Annotated in this window: 20 protein-coding genes; 11 read left to right on the forward strand and 9 right to left on the reverse strand. The window is 65.6% G+C overall.

Annotation, left to right across the window (positions count from 1 at the left end):
* Positions 1-294: 294 nt before the first annotated feature.
* Positions 295-1608, forward strand: coding sequence for an adenylosuccinate lyase (gene purB, locus P1X14_RS18285; RefSeq protein WP_277316856.1), 1314 nt, complete (start codon positions 295-297; stop codon positions 1606-1608).
* Between the two features lie 21 nt (positions 1609-1629).
* Here the strand turns inward: purB and P1X14_RS18290 are convergent, their stop codons facing one another.
* Positions 1630-2415: a tail fiber protein gene (locus P1X14_RS18290; protein ID WP_277316857.1), complete on the reverse strand. Its 786-nt coding sequence runs from the start codon at positions 2413-2415 to the stop codon at positions 1630-1632.
* Between the two features lie 318 nt (positions 2416-2733).
* Here P1X14_RS18290 and P1X14_RS18295 point away from each other — a divergent pair, with 318 nt between their 5' ends.
* The 3 genes from P1X14_RS18295 (at position 2734) to P1X14_RS18305 (ending at position 6804) form a co-directional block, all read left to right on the forward strand.
* Positions 2734-3375, forward strand: coding sequence for a biliverdin-producing heme oxygenase (locus P1X14_RS18295; protein WP_277316858.1), 642 nt, complete (start codon positions 2734-2736; stop codon positions 3373-3375).
* On the forward strand, positions 3345-5900 hold the full coding sequence (locus P1X14_RS18300; RefSeq protein ID WP_277316859.1) for an HWE histidine kinase domain-containing protein: 2556 nt from the start codon (positions 3345-3347) through the stop codon (positions 5898-5900). Before P1X14_RS18295 ends, P1X14_RS18300 begins: the two co-directional genes overlap by 31 nt.
* 94 nt (positions 5901-5994) lie before the next feature.
* Positions 5995-6804, forward strand: coding sequence for a hypothetical protein (locus P1X14_RS18305; RefSeq protein ID WP_277316860.1), 810 nt, complete (start codon positions 5995-5997; stop codon positions 6802-6804).
* 69 nt (positions 6805-6873) lie between these two features.
* Here P1X14_RS18305 and P1X14_RS18310 read toward each other — a convergent pair whose 3' ends face one another.
* The 5 genes from P1X14_RS18310 to dnaK all read right to left on the reverse strand — a co-directional run bounded on the left by P1X14_RS18310 (position 6874) and on the right by dnaK (position 12093).
* Complete coding sequence (locus P1X14_RS18310) at positions 6874-7302, reverse strand: glycine zipper 2TM domain-containing protein (RefSeq protein WP_277316861.1); 429 nt, start codon at positions 7300-7302, stop codon at positions 6874-6876.
* A 95-nt stretch (positions 7303-7397) separates the two neighbouring features.
* Positions 7398-8324: a phage tail protein gene (locus tag P1X14_RS18315; RefSeq protein ID WP_277316862.1), complete on the reverse strand. Its 927-nt coding sequence runs from the start codon at positions 8322-8324 to the stop codon at positions 7398-7400.
* Positions 8325-8467: 143 nt separating this feature from the next.
* Positions 8468-8854, reverse strand: a complete 387-nt coding sequence (locus P1X14_RS18320) for a helix-turn-helix domain-containing protein (RefSeq protein WP_277316863.1) — start codon at positions 8852-8854, stop codon at positions 8468-8470.
* A 141-nt stretch (positions 8855-8995) separates the two neighbouring features.
* Positions 8996-10126 carry a molecular chaperone DnaJ gene (gene dnaJ, locus P1X14_RS18325; protein WP_277316864.1) on the reverse strand — a complete coding sequence of 377 codons (1131 nt, stop codon included), beginning with the start codon at positions 10124-10126 and terminating at the stop codon, positions 8996-8998.
* A gap of 59 nt (positions 10127-10185) precedes the next feature.
* Positions 10186-12093: a molecular chaperone DnaK gene (gene dnaK, locus P1X14_RS18330; protein ID WP_277316865.1), complete on the reverse strand. Its 1908-nt coding sequence runs from the start codon at positions 12091-12093 to the stop codon at positions 10186-10188.
* A gap of 155 nt (positions 12094-12248) precedes the next feature.
* Between dnaK and P1X14_RS18335 the strand changes: the two genes are divergently transcribed.
* Genes P1X14_RS18335 through P1X14_RS18355 form a run of 5 tightly spaced genes read left to right on the forward strand, consistent with a single transcriptional unit; the run spans position 12249 to position 15379 of the window.
* On the forward strand, positions 12249-12719 hold the full coding sequence (locus P1X14_RS18335; RefSeq protein WP_277316866.1) for a copper chaperone PCu(A)C: 471 nt from the start codon (positions 12249-12251) through the stop codon (positions 12717-12719).
* Positions 12716-13213 carry a GNAT family N-acetyltransferase gene (locus P1X14_RS18340; protein ID WP_277316867.1) on the forward strand — a complete coding sequence of 166 codons (498 nt, stop codon included), beginning with the start codon at positions 12716-12718 and terminating at the stop codon, positions 13211-13213. Before P1X14_RS18335 ends, P1X14_RS18340 begins: the two co-directional genes overlap by 4 nt.
* Positions 13214-13215: 2 nt before the next feature.
* Complete coding sequence (locus tag P1X14_RS18345; RefSeq protein WP_277316868.1) at positions 13216-14217, forward strand: hypothetical protein; 1002 nt, start codon at positions 13216-13218, stop codon at positions 14215-14217.
* A 3-nt stretch (positions 14218-14220) separates the two neighbouring features.
* On the forward strand, positions 14221-14670 hold the full coding sequence (locus tag P1X14_RS18350) for a PH domain-containing protein (protein WP_277316869.1): 450 nt from the start codon (positions 14221-14223) through the stop codon (positions 14668-14670).
* A 10-nt stretch (positions 14671-14680) separates the two neighbouring features.
* The gene (locus P1X14_RS18355; protein ID WP_277316870.1) at positions 14681-15379 is read left to right on the forward strand and encodes a DUF1963 domain-containing protein; all 699 of its coding nucleotides are present in this window, start codon (positions 14681-14683) and stop codon (positions 15377-15379) included.
* Positions 15380-15521: 142 nt separating this feature from the next.
* Here the strand turns inward: P1X14_RS18355 and P1X14_RS18360 are convergent, their stop codons facing one another.
* On the reverse strand, positions 15522-15920 hold the full coding sequence (locus P1X14_RS18360) for a helix-turn-helix domain-containing protein (RefSeq protein ID WP_277316871.1): 399 nt from the start codon (positions 15918-15920) through the stop codon (positions 15522-15524).
* A gap of 103 nt (positions 15921-16023) precedes the next feature.
* On the opposite strand from P1X14_RS18360, the gene P1X14_RS18365 reads away from it, so the two are divergent.
* On the forward strand, positions 16024-16899 hold the full coding sequence (locus P1X14_RS18365) for an NAD(P)H-binding protein (RefSeq protein WP_277316872.1): 876 nt from the start codon (positions 16024-16026) through the stop codon (positions 16897-16899).
* A 56-nt stretch (positions 16900-16955) separates the two neighbouring features.
* On the opposite strand, the gene P1X14_RS18370 is transcribed toward P1X14_RS18365, so the two are convergent.
* On the reverse strand, positions 16956-17945 hold the full coding sequence (locus tag P1X14_RS18370) for a hypothetical protein (protein WP_277316873.1): 990 nt from the start codon (positions 17943-17945) through the stop codon (positions 16956-16958).
* 618 nt (positions 17946-18563) lie between these two features.
* Positions 18564-19472 carry an amidohydrolase family protein gene (locus P1X14_RS18375; RefSeq protein WP_277316874.1) on the reverse strand — a complete coding sequence of 303 codons (909 nt, stop codon included), beginning with the start codon at positions 19470-19472 and terminating at the stop codon, positions 18564-18566.
* A gap of 65 nt (positions 19473-19537) precedes the next feature.
* Between P1X14_RS18375 and P1X14_RS18380 the strand changes: the two genes are divergently transcribed.
* Positions 19538-19990, forward strand: a complete 453-nt coding sequence (locus tag P1X14_RS18380; RefSeq protein WP_277316875.1) for a vgr related protein — start codon at positions 19538-19540, stop codon at positions 19988-19990.
* Positions 19991-20174: the final 184 nt, after the last annotated feature.

Here is a 20174-nt window from a genome sequence, read left to right on the forward strand (position 1 = left end):
CTTCCGGCGCGGGGGCCGGCTCGGCAGGCGCTTCCGGCGCAGGCGGCGCGTCCTGGGCGAAGGCAGGCGCGGCCACGAACATGGCGGACGCGAAGACGATGGATTTCAGCATGATGTGCTCCCGAAGATGCGCGCGACACCGTGCCGCACGCCCATTTGCCCTGTTGCGCGGCTCAACCGGGCAGTTTCCTCGGCGTTCCCTGTTCCCTGATCCGCTCGTCCTTGTTAGGGGGCGGCCCGACCGCGGCCCGGTTTCAAGCCGCGACGAACCGCTTCGAAATCGAAAGGCCCCGCATGGTCCCCCGTTATTCGCGTCCCGAGATGACCGCGATCTGGTCGCCCGAAACCCGCTTCGCCATCTGGTTCGAGATCGAGGCGCATGCGACCGACAAGCTGGCCGAGCTGGGCGTGGTGCCCGAGGCTGCGGCAAAGGCGCTGTGGGACTGGTGGAAGACCGACCCTGCGATCGACGTCGCCGCGATCGACGACATCGAAGCCGTCACCAAGCATGACGTGATCGCCTTCCTCACCTGGGTGGCCGAGAATGTCGGCGACGAAGCGCGCTTCATGCATCAGGGCATGACCAGCTCGGACGTGCTCGACACCTGCCTCGCGGTCCAGCTCGCCCGCGCGTCGGACATCCTGATCGCCGATATCGACAAGCTGCTCGAAGTGCTCAAGCGCCGCGCATACGAGCACAAGCTGACCCCGACCATCGGCCGCAGCCACGGCATCCATGCCGAGCCGGTCACCTTCGGCCTGAAGATGGCCGAGGCCTATGCCGAGTTCAGCCGCAACCGCGAGCGTCTCGTTGCCGCCCGCGCGGACATCGCCACCTGCGCCATTTCCGGCGCGGTCGGCACCTTCGCCAATATCGATCCGCAGGTGGAAGCGCATGTCGCGGCGAAGCTGGGCTTGAGCGTCGAGCCGGTCTCGACCCAGGTGATCCCGCGCGATCGCCACGCGATGTTCTTCGCGACCCTCGGCGTGATCGCCAGCTCGATCGAGCGCCTCGCGGTCGAAGTCCGCCACCTCCAGCGCACCGAAGTGCTCGAGGCCGAGGAGTATTTCTCGCCCGGTCAGAAGGGCAGCTCGGCGATGCCGCACAAGCGCAATCCCGTCCTGACCGAGAACCTGACCGGCCTCGCCCGCATGGTCCGCAGCGCCGCAATCCCCGCGATGGAGAATGTCGCGCTGTGGCACGAGCGCGACATCAGCCACTCCTCGGTCGAGCGCTATATCGGCCCCGACGCGACGATCACGCTGGACTTCGCCCTCGCCCGCCTCACCGGCGTGATGGACAAGCTGCTCGTCTATCCGGCGCGGATGGAGAAGAACCTCAACAAGATGGGCGGCCTCGTCCATTCGCAGCGCGTGCTGCTGGCGCTGACTCAGGCCGGCGTCAGCCGCGAGGACAGCTACCGGCTGGTCCAGCGCAACGCGATGAAGGTGTGGGAAAGCGACGGCGAACTGTCGCTGCTCGAGCTGCTCAAGGCCGACGAGGAAGTGACCGCCGCGCTGTCACCGCAGGAGATCGAGGACAAGTTCGACCTCGATTACCATTTCAAGCATGTCGACACGATCTTCGCGCGGGTGTTCGGCGAATAGCGCCTGCCTAATCGCCTTTGCCTAATCACCCTTGATTGTGCGGCCGCGCAGGTCGGGCAGCGCGAACCAGGGCTGCCCGTCCCCGCCGAAGCGATTCCCGATCAGCGCGTGCAAGCGCTCGTACACGTGTGCCGACAGCAATTGCCCTTCGCAGGGCAACCATCGGGCGTCTTCGAACGGCGCGGCCGACCAGACGATCTGACCGAGCACGGGCTCCGCCTCCGGCATCGCGCCCGTCCCTTCCTCGGTCGGGAATACGCCTTGGTCGACGCAGATATAGGCGTGAAGTATCAGCGCCGACACCGACGTGCCGTCGACCCCGGGCAACCTTTTGCCGGGCGTGAAATCATGGACCCCGGCACATAGCGGCACGGAAGCGTCGAGGTCAGGCAGCGCAAAGTCGATCTTCCCGTCGCCGCCGAATACCGCGCCGATCGCTTCGAACAAACGCTCGTTCCCGCGGATCGGCAGCAAGGTGCCATCGGCGAAATGCCAGCCGGATGGCGGCGCGTCGCGATTGCTGGGGAAGATACCGATCGTCCCGGGCCGGGGGAATGCGATCGGCCCGGAAGGTCCTGTATTCGCTCCGGCGACCAGATAGCGGAATCGCGCGTCCCCGGGCGCACCGGGATTGGGCAGTCCGCCGGTGACGGTGCGCCCGCGCAGATCCGGCACGCCGATGGTCTGCATGCCGTTGCCGCCATAGTTGGCGTGCATCAGGGCGAACAGCGGCATGTTCTCATGAAGTTTCAGCAAGCTGCCGTCGCAGCGCGTCATTCCGAACGCGTCATGCTCGAAGGCGAACATGTGGATCATCGACTGATAATTGTAGGGCGGGTTCGGGCGCTGATGCGGTCGATGGCCGCTGGGCAAAAGGTCCCGATCGGTAGCCGGAAACACACCGGATCGTGCCAGCAGCATGCGGGCGGCAAAGGGCCCGGCATTCCTGTCGGGGGGCGTCGCGGCGGGTGTCGGCTTGGGCGGGTCGGGCTGGTCGGACATCGCGCCAAGCTGAGCGAGCGCGTTGCGACAGGCAAGTCATAACGTTTCCGGAATGATGGAAATACGCGCCGCGAGGCAGGAATATTTGCCGGAACATCTGCCCTCCGCCATCATTCTCGCACCATGAATCCCGCCCACAAAGCCCTGCGCGACGCAACCGCCACGTCGCATGATCGCGTCGATGCTGCATTCGGCGGTTTCGACCTGACCGATCGCGACAGCTATGCCGCCTTCCTGCGCGCCCATGCCGAAGCATTCCTGCCGGTCGAGGCGGCGCTGGATGCCGCGGGGGCCGAGCGGATCACCGATGACTGGGAAGGCCGCAAGCGCGGGCATCTGATCCGCGAGGATCTCGCCTTCCTCCGCGACCCCAATACCCGTCATCCCAGCGAAAGCTGGGATCTCCATGAAGCAGGGTCGGACGGAGCCGCGAAAGACCCCAGCCTTCGCTGGGGTGACGGAAATGGGTCAATGAGCGATGCCGCCATCGCCGGCACCCTCTACGTCCTCGAAGGCTCACGCCTGGGCGGAAAATTCCTCGCCCGCCAGCTCCCGCCGCACTTCCCCCGCGCCTATCTTGATGCGGATCAACCCTCTGGAAACTGGCGCAAATTGCTGGATCGGCTGGATGCGATCCTGTACCAGCCCGAGGCACTGGCCGAAGCAATTGCCGCGGCACAGGCAGCGTTCGACGCGTTTGAGCGTTCGGGTAACAGCTGGTTGAAGGAACGCTCTTGTCCGAACGCGAATTTGAAGTCGACCTGACCAATTGCGACCGTGAACCGATCCACGAACTCGGCGCGGTCCAGCCGTTCGGTTTCCTGCTGGCGCTGTCGACCGACTGGCTGATCAAGCGCGCCTCCGCCAATCTCGCCCAATTCCTGGGCATTGATGCCGAGGAAGCGCTCGGCACCCATGCCGTCGATCATATCGGCGAACATGCCGTCCACGCCCTGCGCAACCGCCTGACCGTGCTGCGCGGCCCCGATGCGGTGGAGCGGCTGTTCGGCGTGCCGGTGCCCGATGGCCGCCGCTTCGATTTCGCGATCCACATGAACGGCGACACGGTCATCGTCGAAGGCGAAGCCAGCGCCGACGAAGCCTCGACCGACGCCGCCAGCGCGATCCGCGCGATGATGGGCCGGCTCGACGAGACCGCCAGCACCACCGCCTTCTACCGCGAAGGCGCGCGTCAGGTCCGCGCGCTGACCGGGTTTGACCGGGTGATGGTCTATCGCTTCGATCCCGACGGGTCGGGCGTGGTCGTGGCCGAGGCCGCCCGCGCCGGGATCGGCAGCTTCCTCGATCTGCGCTACCCCGCCAGCGATATCCCGCAACAGGCGCGCAAGCTCTATCTGCGCACCCCGTTCCGGATCATCGCCGATATCGATGCCGAGCCCGTACCGATCGTCCCCCAGCGCGACGAGCTCGGACAGCCGATCGATCTGTCGCTGTCGATCCTCCGCTCGGTCTCGCCGATCCATATCGAATATCTGAAGAATATGGGCGTCGGCGCCTCGCTCTCCATCTCGATCATCGTCGAGGGGCGGCTCTGGGGCCTGTTCGCCTGCCACCATTATGCCGGCGGCAAGCGCCCCGATTTCGAGCGGCGCAGTATCGCCGAGCTGTTCGGCCAGATGTTCGGCCTGAAGCTCGAGAGCCGCGAGCGCAAGGAAATGGCGGGCTACGAACAATCCGCCCGCGCCAGCTCCGACCGCCTCCTCGCCGCGGTCGCCAAGGATGCCTCGCTGCTCGACGATCCCGAATGGCTGGGCAACATGTTGCGTGAGACGGTGCCGTGCGACGGCATCGGCATCTGGATCGACGGCAAGCTCGCTTATTCGGGCATGACCCCCCCGCCTTCGGCCTTCGCTTCGATGGTCCGCCGCCTGAACGCGATGGCCGCCGGTCGAATCTACGCAACCGACCACCTTGCCGCGACCATCCCCGCTGCCGCCGATTATGGCGATGTCGCCGCGGGCCTGCTCGCCATCCCGATCTCGCGGTCCCCGCGCGATTACGTGTTGCTGTTCCGGCAGGAAAAGGTCCGCACGGTCAACTGGGCCGGTGACCCGCACAAGCCCGCCCAGCTCGGCCCCAACGGTCCGCGCCTCACGCCGCGCAAGAGCTTCGAGCTGTGGAGCCAGGAAGTCCGCGGCCGTTCCGAACCGTTCAGCGAAGCCGAGGTCCGCATCGCCGAGATGCTGCGCGCTTCGCTGATCGAGGTCGTGCTGCGCCTGTCCGACGAAGCGCAGGAGGAGCGCCGCCGCTTCTCAGAACGGCAGGAACTGCTCATCGCCGAGCTGAACCACCGCGTCCGCAACATCCTCGCGCTGATCCGGGGCCTTGTCCGCCAGTCGCGCGATCCCGGCGCGGATTCTCGCGCCACCATCGCGCTGCTCGAGGGGCGGATCGAAAGCCTCGCCCGCGCGCACGATCAGATCACGCAGGACAATTGGTCCCCCGCCCCGCTCGCCCGCCTGATCGAGACCGAAGCCGCCGCCTATCTCGCCGGCAAGGCCGGACGCCTGACCATCACCGGCGAACCGGTGCTGCTCCACCCCCAGGCCTTCTCCACCGTCGCGCTGGTGCTGCACGAGCTGATGACCAACTCCGCCAAATACGGCGCGCTCAGCGACAATGGCAATGTGTCGGTGAAGTGGCATCTCGACGAAGACGGCAGCCTGTTGATGGAATGGCGCGAACGCGGCGGCCCAGCGGTGCAGCCGCCGAAACGTCAGGGCTTCGGCACCACCATCATCCAGCGCTCGATCCCGTACGATCTCGGCGGCCATGCCGAGGTCCGCTATCCGCTCACCGGTGTGGAAGCCGATTTCTGCATCCCTTCGCGCCACATCGCGTTCGACGCGACGCCCCGCGTCAGCAAGCCGGTCAGCGCCGCCCCCACGCCCGATACCCCCGCGGGCCAGCCGATCCTCTCCGGCGTCGCGCTGCTGGTCGAGGACAGCCTGATCATCGCGATGGATGCCGAGGATATCCTCACCCGCCTCGGCGCCACCCGCGTGGTCACCGCAGCGGGCATTGCCGACGCATTGGCCGAGATCGGGCGCGAAGCGTTCCAGGTCGCGCTGCTCGACGTCAATCTCGGCGACGAGACCAGCCTGCCCATCGCCGACGCGCTGCAGGCCGCGGGCGTCCCCTATGTCTTCGCAACCGGCTATGGCGAACAGCTCAAGCTGCCCGACGAACATGACGGCGCCCGCGTGATCCAGAAGCCCTATACCAGCACCAGCATCGCCTGGGCACTGGAGCAGCTGCTCCATAAATAACCTCCGTCACCCCGGCCGGGATGACGTGGTGGATGCTGGTCATGTTGGATTCCCCCGGTTACCCCTCTCGGTAACACCAGCGGGAGGAGCAGGCATGGCGAGCATCAGCGCATCGGTCGGCAGCGGCGGCGTCAACAAGACCGCGGACGTCCTCACCGTCGAGAAACTGCTCAACCAGTATCTCGATGCCGAGGGCGAGGCACCGCTCAAGGCCGATGGCGTGGTCGATATCGACACCATCCTGACCATCCAGAATTATCAGCGCGACGTGGTCGGCATCGCCTCGCCCGACGGCAAGGTCGATCCCGGCGGCAGGACGTGGCAGGCGCTGGATTCCGGACAGGGCATGAAGCCCCCGCTCAGCGGCGCATCATGGTGGCAGGCCAATCAGGCGAAATACCCGAACAGCGACAAGATCGCCGATCTGGAAAAGCCGTTCCGCGACAATGTGACGAAGTTCATACAGGCGATGAAGGACGGCGGCGCCAGCGTCACCGTCGCAGCCACCCGCCGCAACGAAACGCGCGCCAAGCTGATGCATTATTGCTGGAAGGTCTCGAAGGGCCAGCTCGCGCCGGACAAGGTCCCCGCCATCCCCGGCGTCCGCATCCAGTGGGATCACGGCAACCTCGCGAAGTCGAAAAAGGGCGCGCAGGAAATGTCCGACCTGTTCGGCCTCGCCTACGAACCCTCGCTAACCTCGCTCCACATCAAGGGGCTGGCGATCGACATGACGATCGGCTGGACCAGCACGCTGAAGATCAAGGACGCCACGGGCAAGACGCAGGAACTGGCAGCGCCCCGAAGCGGCGAAAGCAACACGAAACTCCACGCGATCGGCGCAGGCTACAAGGTGGTGAAGCTGGTCAGCGACCCGCCGCACTGGAGCGTGGACGGGCGGTGAGGGCTGCATGCGAAAAGGCCCGGCCGTTCGCACGGCCGGGCCTTTCCCGTTTTTCAGACCGCTCGGGTCTTAGCGACAGCGATAGCTGTTGCGGTTGTTGTCCTTCTCGATCGAGTTGCCGATCAGACCGCCGATGACGGCGCCGAGCAGCGTACCGGCGGTGCGGTCACCGCGGGTATCGATCGTGCGGCCGACCAGAGCGCCACCGACGGCACCGATCAGCAGACCGGTCGAACCATCCGAACGGCGGCAATAATTCTCGCCGTTGCGGCCGCGCCAGGTCGGGCCGCTATAATAGCCCTGATTGTTGTAATAGCGCGCATAGCGGCGGTCCTGACGACGATCGTCGCGGCGATCCTGGCGATAGTCCTGACGATAATCGTCGCGGTAATCGCGCTCGTAACGGCTGTCGTTGCGATAGTTCTGCGCAACGGCGGCGCTCGGCATGGCCGGGATGGCGACTGCAAGAGCCGACAGGCCGATCAGAAACTTCTTCATGGGTCTTCTCCTCAAATTCGTTTCGGCGTTCCCGCGCCGTCTGAGGATTGTTCTATGCGATTCGTTCTGAGGCGTTCCTGAATCGAGCTTGCAGCTTACGTTAACGTAACGAACCTGCCGCCCCTCTCCTTCATGCCCACCAGCATCTTTCCTCCGGCGTCGGGCAGCCGCACCGTCTCGCCGGGCACACCGCCGAATTCGTTGTGCAGCACGTCCTCGACCCCCTCGTTGATCTTCTGCGGCGTCGAATAACCGTCCATCTTCCCGACCAGCGGCAGCGTCGCACCGTCGAGCATGAACCATTCCTCCATCGCGTGACCGGATGCCGACGCCATGATCACCAGTTCGCCAAGCGTCGGGCTTTCCATGCCGAAATAGTCCTGATGATCATATGACGCCGGGATCCCGGCGCCAACGATCCAGAAACTCAGCCCCAACCCCGCTATGGCGCCATCGGCGGAGCGGTCATCGGGATCGACGGTCCCGATCCTGTCGCCCAGTTTGACGCCGTTGCCGATGCCCACCGGCGTGCGCCCGCGCATGTCGGGCAGCGCGAACTCCGTCCTGCCGTTTCCGCCGAAGCGCTTCCCGATGATCGCGCTCAGCTCTTCATATTCCTCGACCGGCAGCATGCGCCCGTCGGCGACCAGCCAGCCCGGCGGAACGCTGTCTCCCAGGATCGGCCGCATCATGCCGATACAGGGCGTCCGGCCGCTCAGCCAGGCATCCTTCGCGCAGATCAGCCAGTTTACCGCGACGGTCCAGCGAAGCCCCGGATCGTCCTTGGACCACCGGCCGATCAGCGCCTTTCCGGCCAGATCGGGCAGGTGAAAATACCTGCTGTCGCCACCAAACTCGCTGCGGATCTCTGCATGAAGTTCGCTGAATTTGTCGACTTCCATCTTGCGGCCGTCGGCAATCGGATGCCCCCCGGTTTCGCTTCCAAACTCGAACAGGCCAAGAAAGTGATGGATCATCCCGACATGATTGCGCGTGGGGTAGAGTTCGCCCCAAAAGCCCATCAGCGCAGCCCTCCGGCGCGCTCCGCATCCAATCGCATCATGGAATCCCCCGATCCCGCCATGCTCCCGCACGGCTTCGATACGGAAGCTAAACGAAATTCCGGGGAAGGCGAGTCAGCGAAGTACCCGAAACGGCGCGATCCTCAGTGCAGCGCGGCCTTGATCTTCGCAAAGAAGCCGATCGGCTGCGGCGCTTCCTCGACCGGCGCGGCTTCGCGGCGCAGCGTCCGGCTGCGACGCTCCATCGCTCCCGGCAGCGCGGCCATCAGGTCGCGCTCGGGCAGGTCGAGCCAGGCGACATAATCCCGGGCGATGCGCATCGCATGGATCGGGTAGATCATTTCCTCGAACGCCTCGCGCTCCAGCGCCGACAGATAGCGCGGCTCGATGTCCAGCGCCGCCGCTGCGTCGGCCAGCGTCGCGCCGCGCATCACCCGCGTGCTTTCCAGCGTCACGCCAAAGGCAAGCGGGAGCCACGAGGGCGACGGGTTCGCCTTCATGTCATGGAACTGGTGGAGCATTGCGTTCATCGGACGGCCTCGGGACCTGAAGCGAGCCGCCCTTGCGCGGCACGGGCGCCTGCCCGTCTCGTCCTAACGCCGCTCGCGCGGAGTCGTTGCACGGCACACCCATTTTGTGTGCCGTGCCGCCACGATGCTACCGTCCCTTGATCAGCCGAACGCCGACTTGATCTTCGCGAAGAAGCCGCTCGCGCCCGGGCATTCCTCGCCCGTCTCGGTCTCGCGGAATTCCTCCAGCAGCTCGCGTTGCCGCGCGGTCAGCTTGGAGGGCATCTCGACTTCGATATGCACCACCAGGTCGCCGCGTCCGCGGCCCTGCAGCACCGGCATGCCCGCGCCGCGCTGACGCACCTCACGGCCGCTCTGCGTGCCCGCGGCGATGCGGATATGGTGCCGCTCGCCCGAAGGATCGGGGATCTCGATCTCGCCGCCCAGCGCCGCGGTGGTGAAGCTGATCGGCGCGCGCGCGTGCAGCGTGGTGCCCTCGCGCTCGAAGATCGCGTGCTTGCGGACATGGAGGAAGATGTACAGGTCGCCCGCGGGCGCGCCGCGCGCACCGGCTTCGCCTTCGCCCTGAAGGCGGATGCGGGTGCCATCGTCCACGCCCGGCGGCACGTTGATGCTCAGCGTCTTGGTCTTCTCGATCCGCCCGTCGCCGCGGCAGCGGCTGCACGGATCCTGGATCGTCTGGCCCTGTCCGTGGCACGAGGGACAGGTCCGCTCGACCATGAAGAAGCCCTGCTGCGCACGCACCTTGCCATGGCCCTGACAGGTGCCGCAGGTCTTGGCCTGCGTCCCCGGCGTCGCGCCGGAGCCATCACAGGTGTCGCACGCGGCGGATACGTCGACGGTGATGTCGGTCTTCTTGCCGTGGAAGGCTTCTTCCAGCGTGATTTCCATGTCGTAGCGCAGGTCCGCGCCGCGCCGCTGCTGGCGCTGGCCGCCACCGCCGCGGCCGCCCATGAACTCGCCGAACACGCTTTCGAAAATGTCGCTGAAGCCGCCGAAATCCTGGCCGCCGCCATGGAAGCCACCGCCCCCGCCGCCGCCATTCTTGTAGGTCTCGTGACCGAAACGGTCATAGGCCGCGCGCTTCTGCGGGTCCTTCAGGCATTCATAGGCTTCGCTGACGGCCTTGAACTTGCCTTCGCTGTCCTTGCACCCGGCATTCTTGTCCGGATGATACTTCATCGCGAGCTTGCGATAGGCGGACTTGATCGTCGCGTCGTCCGCGGTGCGCTCGACTTCGAGCAGTTCGTAGAAAGAAACTTCGGTGGTCATTCACTCGGCCCCCGCCCCGCGCTCCGCCGCCCCGAAGGACGGCGGAGGGGTGCTTTCGCTTACGCCTTGTTGTCGTCCACCTCGGAGAATTCGGCATCGACCACTTCTTCGGCCGCGCCTTCTTCCCCGGCAGGAGCAGCGGAAGGCGAAGCTTCGCTCTGCTGCTGCTTCTCGTAGATCGCCTGACCCAGCTTCATCGCCACCTGGGCGAGGTTCTGCGCCTTGGCCTGCATGTCGTCGGCGTCGCCGCCCTCGACCGCAGCCTTGGTCTCGTCGATCGCAGCCTGGATCTCGGCCTTCAGCGCGTCGTCCACCTTGTCGCCATTTTCGACCAGCTGACGCTCGGTCGTGTGGATCAGCGATTCGGCGTTGTTCTTCGCCTCGGCGCCGGCACGACGCTTCTTGTCGTCCTCGGCGAACTGCTCGGCATCACGGACCATCTGGTCGATATCCGCTTCGCTGAGACCGCCCGAAGCCTGGATGCGGATCTGCTGTTCCTTGCCGGTGCCCTTGTCGCGCGCCGACACGTTGACGAGACCGTTGGCGTCGATGTCGAACGTGACTTCGATCTGCGGCACGCCGCGCGGCGCCGGCGGGATGCCGACCAGATCGAACTGGCCGAGCAGCTTGTTGTCCGCCGCCATTTCGCGCTCGCCCTGGAACACACGGATCGTCACGGCCTGCTGATTGTCGTCAGCGGTCGAATAGACCTGCGCCTTCTTGGTCGGGATCGTGGTGTTGCGATCGATCATGCGGGTGAACACGCCACCTAGCGTCTCGATGCCCAGCGACAGCGGGGTCACGTCGAGCAGCAGCACGTCCTTGACGTCGCCCTGCAACACGCCTGCCTGGATCGCCGCGCCGATCGCCACGACTTCGTCGGGGTTCACGCCGGTATGCGGTTCCTTGCCGAAGAACTCCTTCACGATCTGGCGCACCTTGGGCATGCGGGTCATGCCGCCCACCAGCACCACTTCGTCGATCTGCGCAGCCTTCACGCCCGCATCGGCCAGCGCCTTGCGGCACGGCTCCAGCGTGCGCTGGATCAGTTCCTCGACCAGCCGCTCCAGCTCGGCGCGGTTGATCGTCTTCACCAGATGCTTCGGCCCATTGGCGTCGGCGGTGATGAAGGGCAGGTTCACTTCGGTCTGCTGTGCCGACGAAAGCTCGATCTTCGCCTTTTCGGCGGCTTCCTTCAGACGCTGGAGCGCCAGCTTGTCCTTGGTCAGGTCGATACCCTCGGCCTTGCGGAAATCTTCCGCCAGGTACGAGACCAGCTTGGAGTCGAAATCCTCGCCGCCCAGGAAGGTATCGCCGTTGGTCGCCTTCACTTCGAACACGCCGTCGCCGATCTCGAGGACCGAGATGTCGAACGTGCCGCCGCCAAGGTCATAGACCGCGATGGTCTTGCCGTCGTTCTTCTCAAGCCCGTAAGCAAGAGCAGCCGCGGTCGGCTCGTTGATGATGCGCAGCACTTCCAGGCCCGCGATCTTGCCCGCGTCCTTGGTCGCCTGACGCTGGGCGTCGTTGAAATAGGCCGGAACGGTGATCACCGCCTGCGTCACGGTCTCGCCGAGATACGATTCGGCGGTTTCCTTCATCTTCTGCAGGATGAAGGCCGAGATCTGCGAAGGCGAATAATCCTCGCCACCTGCCGTCACCCATGCGTCGCCGTTCGGGCCGCGGGTGATGGTGTAGGGGACCAGTTCGGTGTCCTTCTTGGTGATCGGATCGTCGAAACGGCGCCCGATCAGGCGCTTCACCGCATAAACGGTCGAATCAGGGTTGGTCACCGCCTGGCGCTTGGCCGGCTGGCCGATCAGACGTTCGCCATCCTTGGCGAAGGCGACGATCGACGGCGTGGTGCGTGCGCCTTCGACATTCTCGATAACCTTGGGCTTGCCGCCCTCCATAACAGCCACGCAGCTGTTGGTGGTACCCAGATCGATCCCGATTACTTTTGCCATGGTCCTACTTCGGCCCCTCAGTTCAAATTCATGCCATACCCCGGGTCCCAGAAGAGGCGGCCCGAAGCGTTTCCGGAGTGCGATATAGGTGGGCTTCGGCTTGCCGCAAGTTCCCCCTGCATCTAGGGGATTTCCCGAATTGGGAGAGAGTGGAAATGCGCAACCTCATCGGCATCGCGGCGCTGGCGCTGGTCACCGCCTGTCAGCAGGCTCCGGCCGAGCTCAAGGCCGATGGCGCATGGGTCCGCCTGCCCGCCGTCGCGGGCAATCCCGCCGCGGCCTATTTCACGCTCCATGGCGGCAATACCGACGCCACCCTGATGTCGGTCCGCGCCAAATTCGCCATCGGCACCGAACTGCACGAGAGCATGAAGCACGACATGCCCGGCCATGAGGGCATGAACATGGACGGCGGCGCCATGTCGATGCAGCCGATCAAGGACGTCCCCGTCCCTGCCCGCGGTACGGTCACGTTCGAGCCGGGCGGCAAGCATGTCATGCTGTTCGACGTCTCCCCGTCGCTCAAGGCGGGGCAGAAGGCGCCGCTCACCTTCCACTTCGCCGACGGCAAGACGATCGAGGTGCAGGCGGTGATCGTCGGCGCCGGAGATTCCGCGCCCAAATGATCGCCACGCGCCGCCTCGCGATCGCAGACTGGCGGGCCAATCGCGCGATCCGGATCGAAGCGGTGGCCGCCAATCCCGGCCTCTATTTCACGACGCTCGCCGAACTCGAGGCGCGCAGCGACGATGCCTGGCGCGCGATGCTGGAGAACTCCGATCTCGCGATCTTCGGCCTGTATGACGGCAACCTGCTGATCGGGCTTACCGCCGCCTATATCGACCGCGACAGTGATCCCTCGGGCCGCACCGCCGGTCTGGCCATGTCGTACATCCGCCCCGCGTGGCGGGGCCGTGGCCTGACTTCGCTGCTCTACGCCCCGCGCCTCGGCTGGGCGCGCGAACAGGGCTGCACCCTCATCCACGTCACCCACCGCGCCTCGAACCTCCCTTCGATGCGCGCCATCCAGCGCCACGGCTTCACCCTTACGGGCAAGGAACTGCACCTCTGGCCCGATGGCGAGGAGGAAGAGAATTTCCGCTACGAGTTGATGCTCTAGCGGTGGGCGCTATCCTTGCGCCGGGACTAGCCGGGGGACTCGCCATTTCACGCCTGAAGCATCTCGCGCTGATCGCCCTGCTGACGCTGCCCACCGCCGCACAGGCCCAGCAGGTTGCGGCCCAGCCCACCGCGCAGCTCCGTCAGGTCGCGGGAACCCGCGTCTCGCTCGCGCCCCCGCCCGGCTTTTTCCCGGGCACCGGCTTTACCGGCTTCCTCCATCCCGAGGGCGCCTCGATCGTCGTCGGCGAAATCCCGGCGGCGTCCTTCAGGAGCCTGCCAAAGCCCGGCGATTTCAAGCGCGACGAAGAGGTCAGCCCGGGCAAGCGCGCGCTCGCCGATGGCCAGCAATGGACACTCGAAGGCGGTCTCACCGGCACCTACGCCATCGTCCTGAACGAGACCGTGTTTCCTTCGCTCGAAACCCATATGCTGATGGTGCCCGCGGGCGACACCATGATCTTCATCACCGCGAACATCCCGAACGGCGCCAGCATCGCGCCTGCCACGATGGTCGCCGCGTTGCGCAGCGTACGGATCGGCACTGCGCTGACCAATGAAGACAAAATCGCCGCGCTCGATTTCACGATCGGTGACCGCGCCGGCCTCCGCCCGAGCATGGTCCTGGCGGGATCGGCCGTTGGCCTGACGGACGGACCGCTCGACGTCGATCGCGGCCGGACACAGCCCACTGTCATCGTCGCGCTGGAACCGGAGGCGGACAGCAAATCCCCGGAATCGTCCGGCCTGACGCTCTTCCGTCGGTCCTTTCCCGACGCGACCGTAACCACGTCGGTCTATGACCCCGCGTCGCGTCGCCACACGATCCGCGCAAGCGGCAAGGATGGCGGCGTGTCGCTGAACTTCATTCAGGTCATCACCTACGATTCCCGTTCCGCCATCCGCACCGTCTGCGCATGGCGGCCGCGGATCGAGTTCGCCGATCGCTGCCTGCGCGTCGCCCATTCGGCGTCGCTTCGTCCCCGCCAGAGTATCAAGGATTAGTCCATGTCCCAGATCATCGACAGTTTCCGTTCCTCCACCTGGGGCTGGCTGCGCGGTACACTCGCGGGCTGGGGCACGCTGCTCCTCTGCCTGGTCGGCGTCGGCTTCGTCATCATCCTGATCAAGTGGATCGCGAACCTCGCCACCACCTATGAAGTGACCGAGGACCGGCTGATCCTGCACAAGGGTATCTTCGTGAAGTCGATCGACGAGATCGAGCTGTACCGGGTGAAGGATGTCCGCATCGATTTCACCCTGATCAACCAATGGGCCGATATCGGCACGATCAGCATCGCATCCTCGGACGAGACCACCCGCAACGGCGACCTGATCATCCGCGACGTCGATAATGCCCGCACCCGCCGCGAAAAGCTGCGCGAACTGGTCAACGCCGCCCGCCTGAAGCGCGGCGTGCGCGAGATCGACATGGTGCATGAGGACCTGCCGGCCTGATTTGCCCGCGATGAGCATCCCCGATCATATCCGCGCGATCTTCGGCTTCGGGCAGGGCGCACGCCAATCCGGGCAGGCGCAGCAGCGCGAAACCGTGCGCCAACGCGAGCGCGAACAGGCTTTGCGCCCCTGCATCGCGGATCACGCCACGCTCGACACGCTGATCGCAGAAACCGGCTATGGCGCCTTTGCCGAAGACCTGCATCGCAATGCGAGCGCGTGCGTCTATTTCTTCGATCTGGACGATGCGCCCGAAGCGCCGCTTGGCGCCACGCGCTTCGGCGGGCTGCCGGATCTGTCCCCCGGCACCGACTGGCCCGTATCGCCGGCGGGCGCGCCGCTCAGCTTCCTCGCCCAGATCGCACTTCAGGATGTTGCGGAAACGTCTCTTCCGACGGGCCTGCTCTCCTTCTTCGCAGGCGATTGGGACACGATGGACAGGTCGTTCCCGATCCGGGTGCTGCATCAGCCCACCGGCACCCCGCTCGAACGCCGCGCGCGGCCGGTCGATATCGATGCGTTCGATTGCCCGCACACCGCCAGGTTGCACCCCATCGAAGCGCGCATCGCCCCCGGCCTAAGCTTCCCCGAATATGATATCGACTGGATCGGCCGGCTGGAGACGGATGCCACCGACGGCGCCGATTACGACGCGCTTGAGGAGGGGCTGTATCACCGGGCCGAAGTCGCGGCAGGCATCGCCCGCTAGCAATTCCTGTTCGCCGCCGAATCCGGCATCGCTACGAACCTGTGGATCAACGACGCCAACGCGATCTACTTCTTCATCCCCGCCGAGGACCTCGCCCGAGGCGACTTCTCCCGCGTGCAGGCGGTGACGACGCAGAGCTGAGTTACGCCGCCTCGCGCACCCGTGCCCGGGCGTCCAGCACCGCCGCGAAATTCGCCTCGGCCCATTCCACCAGCCCCAGCAGCGGCCCGGCGAAGCTCTCGCCCAGCGGGGTCAGCGAATAGGTCACGCTCGGCGGCACGGTCGGCTGCACGTCGCGATGGACGAACCCGTCGCGCTCCAGCGTGCGCAGCGTCTGGGTCAGCATCCGCTTCGAGATATCGGGAATGCTCCGCGCCAGCGCGCTGAACCGCTTCGGCCCGCTCGCCAGCGTCGACAGCAGCAGCATCGACCAGCGATCCCCGATCTGATCGAGCAGATTGCGCACCGGGCAACGCGTCTCGTCCAGCCCGAACGACTGCCAGTCCTGAAACTTGGCGCCCAGCGCCTGATGCGCGTCCATGGGTTACTCCCGGATAACCTGGTGACGGAAAAGTGCCGTCTTCCGCTGCGATTAATGGTCTCTATTTGAGACCAGGTCAACAATCGAGACCGGAGACCCGATCATGTCCACCCCCCGTTACGCCGTCACCGCCGCCAGTGGCCAGCTCGGCCGCCTTGCCGTTGCCGCCCTCGCCGCACGCGCCGGCGCCGCCAATGTCGTCGCTATCGTCCGCGATCCCGCCAAGGCAGCATTCCCCGAGGGCGTCGAAGTCCGCGCGGGTGACTATACGCAGCCCGACACGCTCGACGCGGCCTTCGCCTGCATCGATCGCCTGCTCCTGATCTCGTCCAACGAAGTCGGCAACCGCACCCCGCAACACGCCAACGCCATCGACGCCGCGAAGCGCGCCGGGATCGCCCGCATCGCCTATACCAGCGTCCTCCACGCCGACACCTCGCTGCTCGGCCTCGCCGCCGAGCATCGCGAAACCGAAGCCCTGCTCGCCGCCTCGGGCATCCCCAACAGCCTGCTCCGCAACGGCTGGTATAGCGAGAATTACGCCGCCTCGATCCCGCCCGCGCTCCAGCACGGCGCGTTCATCGGCAGCGCCGCTCAGGGCCGCATCGCCAGCGCCTCGCGCGCCGACTATGCCGAAGCCGCCGCCATCGCCCTGATCGCCGATAGCGACGCCCGCACCATCCACGAACTCGCCGGCGACACCAGCTACACCCTCACCGATTTCGCTGCCGAACTCTCCCGCCAGTCGGGCCGCACCATCCCCTATGTCGACATGCCCGAGGCGGACTATCGCGCCGCGCTGACCGGCGCCGGCCTCCCCGAAGCCTTCGCCGCCCTGCTCGCGGATTCCGACGCCGCCACCGCGAAGGGCGCCCTGTTCGACGAAAGCCGCACTTTGTCCCGCCTGACCGGCCGCCCGACCACCCCGTTCGCCGAGACGATCGCGGAGGCCTTGACGCCGGAACTGGTCACCGGCTGATCCAAGCCCGGCCGCAGGAGTCCCGGATCGCCGGGGCTCCTGCGAAAACCCGACGCTCAGCCCTTCGGCTTCGCCTGCCCCGCGGGGTGGATAGCGCCGGGAAAGAAATGCCGCTTCCTGATCCGCAGGACGGTATCGCTGGCTTCCACCTGCAATTGCGCCGCCACCTGCCGCCCGAATTGCCGGTTCCCCGCAATTTCGAACGCTTCCAGCTCCTCCTTCCGGATGATCATCTGCCCATCGAATGGAAGCGCGGCCGGCGCATCGCTTTCACCGTCAAGCTTCGACCCGCCAGCGCGCGTCATTTCGGCCGCGTCCACCAACACCACATTCGCCACGAACGGCTGGTGATAATCGTCGATCGACGTCAGCGCGCCGAGCAGGAACTTCGCTTCCGACCCCAGCGGCTCGCGTATCAGGAACAGGTCCAGCCCCTCGCCCCGCTGGATGTCCCCAAGCAGATAGATGTTGTTGTGCATCACCAGCGCGACGCCGTCAGTCTCCTTGTGGGATGCGTCATTGTCCTCGAAATGATGCTTGAACTCCCAGATCGGGTATCGCGGATCGCTCGAGATGTCCTCGAACACGATCCTGCTGACGACGACGAAGTTCGATGTGACGGCGTTGCGAAAGCAGTAGAATTCCTTCCTGCCGAACACCTTCATCGAAGCGCTCTCAAGGGACTCGCCCTTGACGCCCAGCATCTTCATCAGCAGCGAATAGATCGCGGCCCGCTGGCCGACGTCCAGCATCCGGTCCTCGCGCCCCCCGTCGGCGGTTTGCGCGGTGACCATCGCCTGCGCCCATGTCGGGCGGGTTTCGAACGGCGAAAGGTTCGGCGCCTTCCAGTCCCCGCCATCCTTGGCCGGTTCGGAAGGAGTCTCATCGGATGCGCTAAAGTAATTGTAGATGCGCTCGAAGGCCGCGCCGCGCCGCAATGGCTGCGATCCGCTATCCTGCCCCCGCTTCACGAACTGCTTGAGCGCGCTTTCGCCGACGCCGATGTCTTCGGCCAGTTGCGTATAGGTGCGGCCCTTGCTCCGCATATCGAGGATCTCGGCGACGCAGCGGTCGAAGGCTTCCCGCAGTCCCCGTTCATCAAGGTCATATATGTCCACGACACCCGCCTCAAATAGCGCTTGACCAGCCTAGGAGGTGCGCCTATTGGCGCACCTCCCGGAGCGGTTTGGACCCGTCTCCTTTCGGCCGGCCTAGGCCATCTACTCTTTTGCGTCGTGCACCCCGGCCAGGATATGCCCGACAATGATCAGTAGATAACCTAGAACAATCAGCAGGTGTGGCATGACGCCCTCCATTGATTGCTCCACCGAACTCCCGACATCCCCTGCCGCGTGGAATCGACAAAATGCCGGCATTCGGCATTGACGGTGTAGATGACACCGCTCGCGCATGCCAGCGCAGATGTCCCAAATCGGGCGCATTTCGGCTTATAGCACGCACGATCTGGCGCTAGTTTGACGATTTTGTTACGATCCCGGCCTCAAACCCATCGGAATCCGTGTCAAATCGTGCCTAATTGCCCATTTACCCACCTTATATGTCTATAACTTTCGTGCATATATGCCGCCATCGATAAACCGGTGTCATTGGCAGATTTCCGCGATTTATTGCGCATTCGGAATACCGGTTTCACACCGTTCGACTCAGCAAACCCTCAAATCGCCCCATCCGAAGAACCGGATCGCGTTGTTGCGCAGGATATCCCGCTTCTGCGCCTCGCTCAGGAACCGGGCACTCCGCACCGCGCGGATCGCCAGCGTCACCCCGTCGGTCCATGTCATCGCGTCCGATCCGAACAGGATGCGCTTGCCGAACCCAGCGTCCACCAGCCGCTTCAGATAGGCGTGGAACTCCGCCTGCGGCACCAGCCACGCGATCGCACCGGTATCGACATAGACCTGCGAATAGGCGTTGAGCAGCGCGATCGTATCGTCGCCCATCGGCCAGCCCATATGCTGGAGCAGCACGCGCAGCTTCGGGTGGCGCACGATCACGTCCTCCATCGCCAGCGCATCGCCCGCGCGGATCCGGTTCTGCGGCGCCCCGCGCCACGCATCGGGCGGCCCCGATCCGGTATGCAGCGCCACCGGCAGGTCGAGTTCCTCGGCCAGCGCCCAGAGCGGCTCCAGCCGCGGATCGTCATAGGCGATGCCCATATAGGGCGTGCCGATCTCGCCGATCATCGTCAGCCTGCCCGCGGCATGCAGCGCGCGGATCTCGGCCAGCTCGTTCTCGCCCGGCACATTGTTGATCTGGTATCCCAGCCGCAGCCGCCCGCCGCTCTCGCCCACCGCCGCTTCCGCCGCGATCCGCGCCTGCGAATCCACGATCCCGCGCTCCACCCCGTTCCGCGCCATCGTCGCGATCAGCAGCGATCGATGCGCCGCCCCGTCCTTGGGCGGCACCAGCCCGCTCACCGGATTGGGCACGCCCGCGCCGAACCGCCCGTCACCCTCATAGGCATGGAGGTGCACATCGATCACCCCGCAAGGCGCCGCCATCGCCGCGCTCGCCCAAAACAATCCCGCCGCTAGTCCGATCGCTGTCCGCATGCATGTGCCTCCTCATGGCATCATGCCGACTGGAACTCGGCCCCGCCAGCAGCGATATGGAGGCGATGGACGAAGGCCGCCCCCTCACCGAAGCCGAGACCGCGCTCGCCCGCACCATGTTCGGCGACGCGGTCGACTATGCCCCGGTGCGCATCCGCAATCGCAAATGGGCGTTCTTCCAGCCGCGCAACACGGTGATGGCCCCCACCGGCCATATCCATTTCCACCCGCGCGGCCCCCATTATCGCGAGGATTTCGCGGTGGAGAACCTCACCCTTCAGGGCCTCTTCATCCATGAGATGGTGCATGTGTGGCAGCATCAGCACGGGCTGTTCCTGCCGCTGAAGCGCCATCCCTTTTGCCGCTACGATTACGCCATCCGCCCCGGCCAGCCCCTCGCGAAATACGGCATCGAACAGCAAGCAGAGATCGTCCGCCACGCCTTCCTGCTACGGCGCGGAGCAACCGTCCCCGGCGCCCCGCCGCTCGGCCAGTACGAGACGATCCTGCCCTTCTGAACCACACGCCGCTGCCCGGACAGACAGCGGCATGCGGTTCCGATCAGAGGTCCACGCTGGTGTCGCTCGCCCTTGAGGCAGGCGGCGGTGGTGGCGGTGGTGGCGGTGGCGGTGCGACCCGCACCGGAGGCGGCGGCGGCGGAGGCGGTGGCGAATAGGTCCGCACCGGCGGGGGTGGCGGCGG

The organism is Sphingomonas sp. AOB5, assembly GCF_029433115.1.
Taxonomy (GTDB): Bacteria; Pseudomonadota; Alphaproteobacteria; order Sphingomonadales; family Sphingomonadaceae; genus Sphingomonas.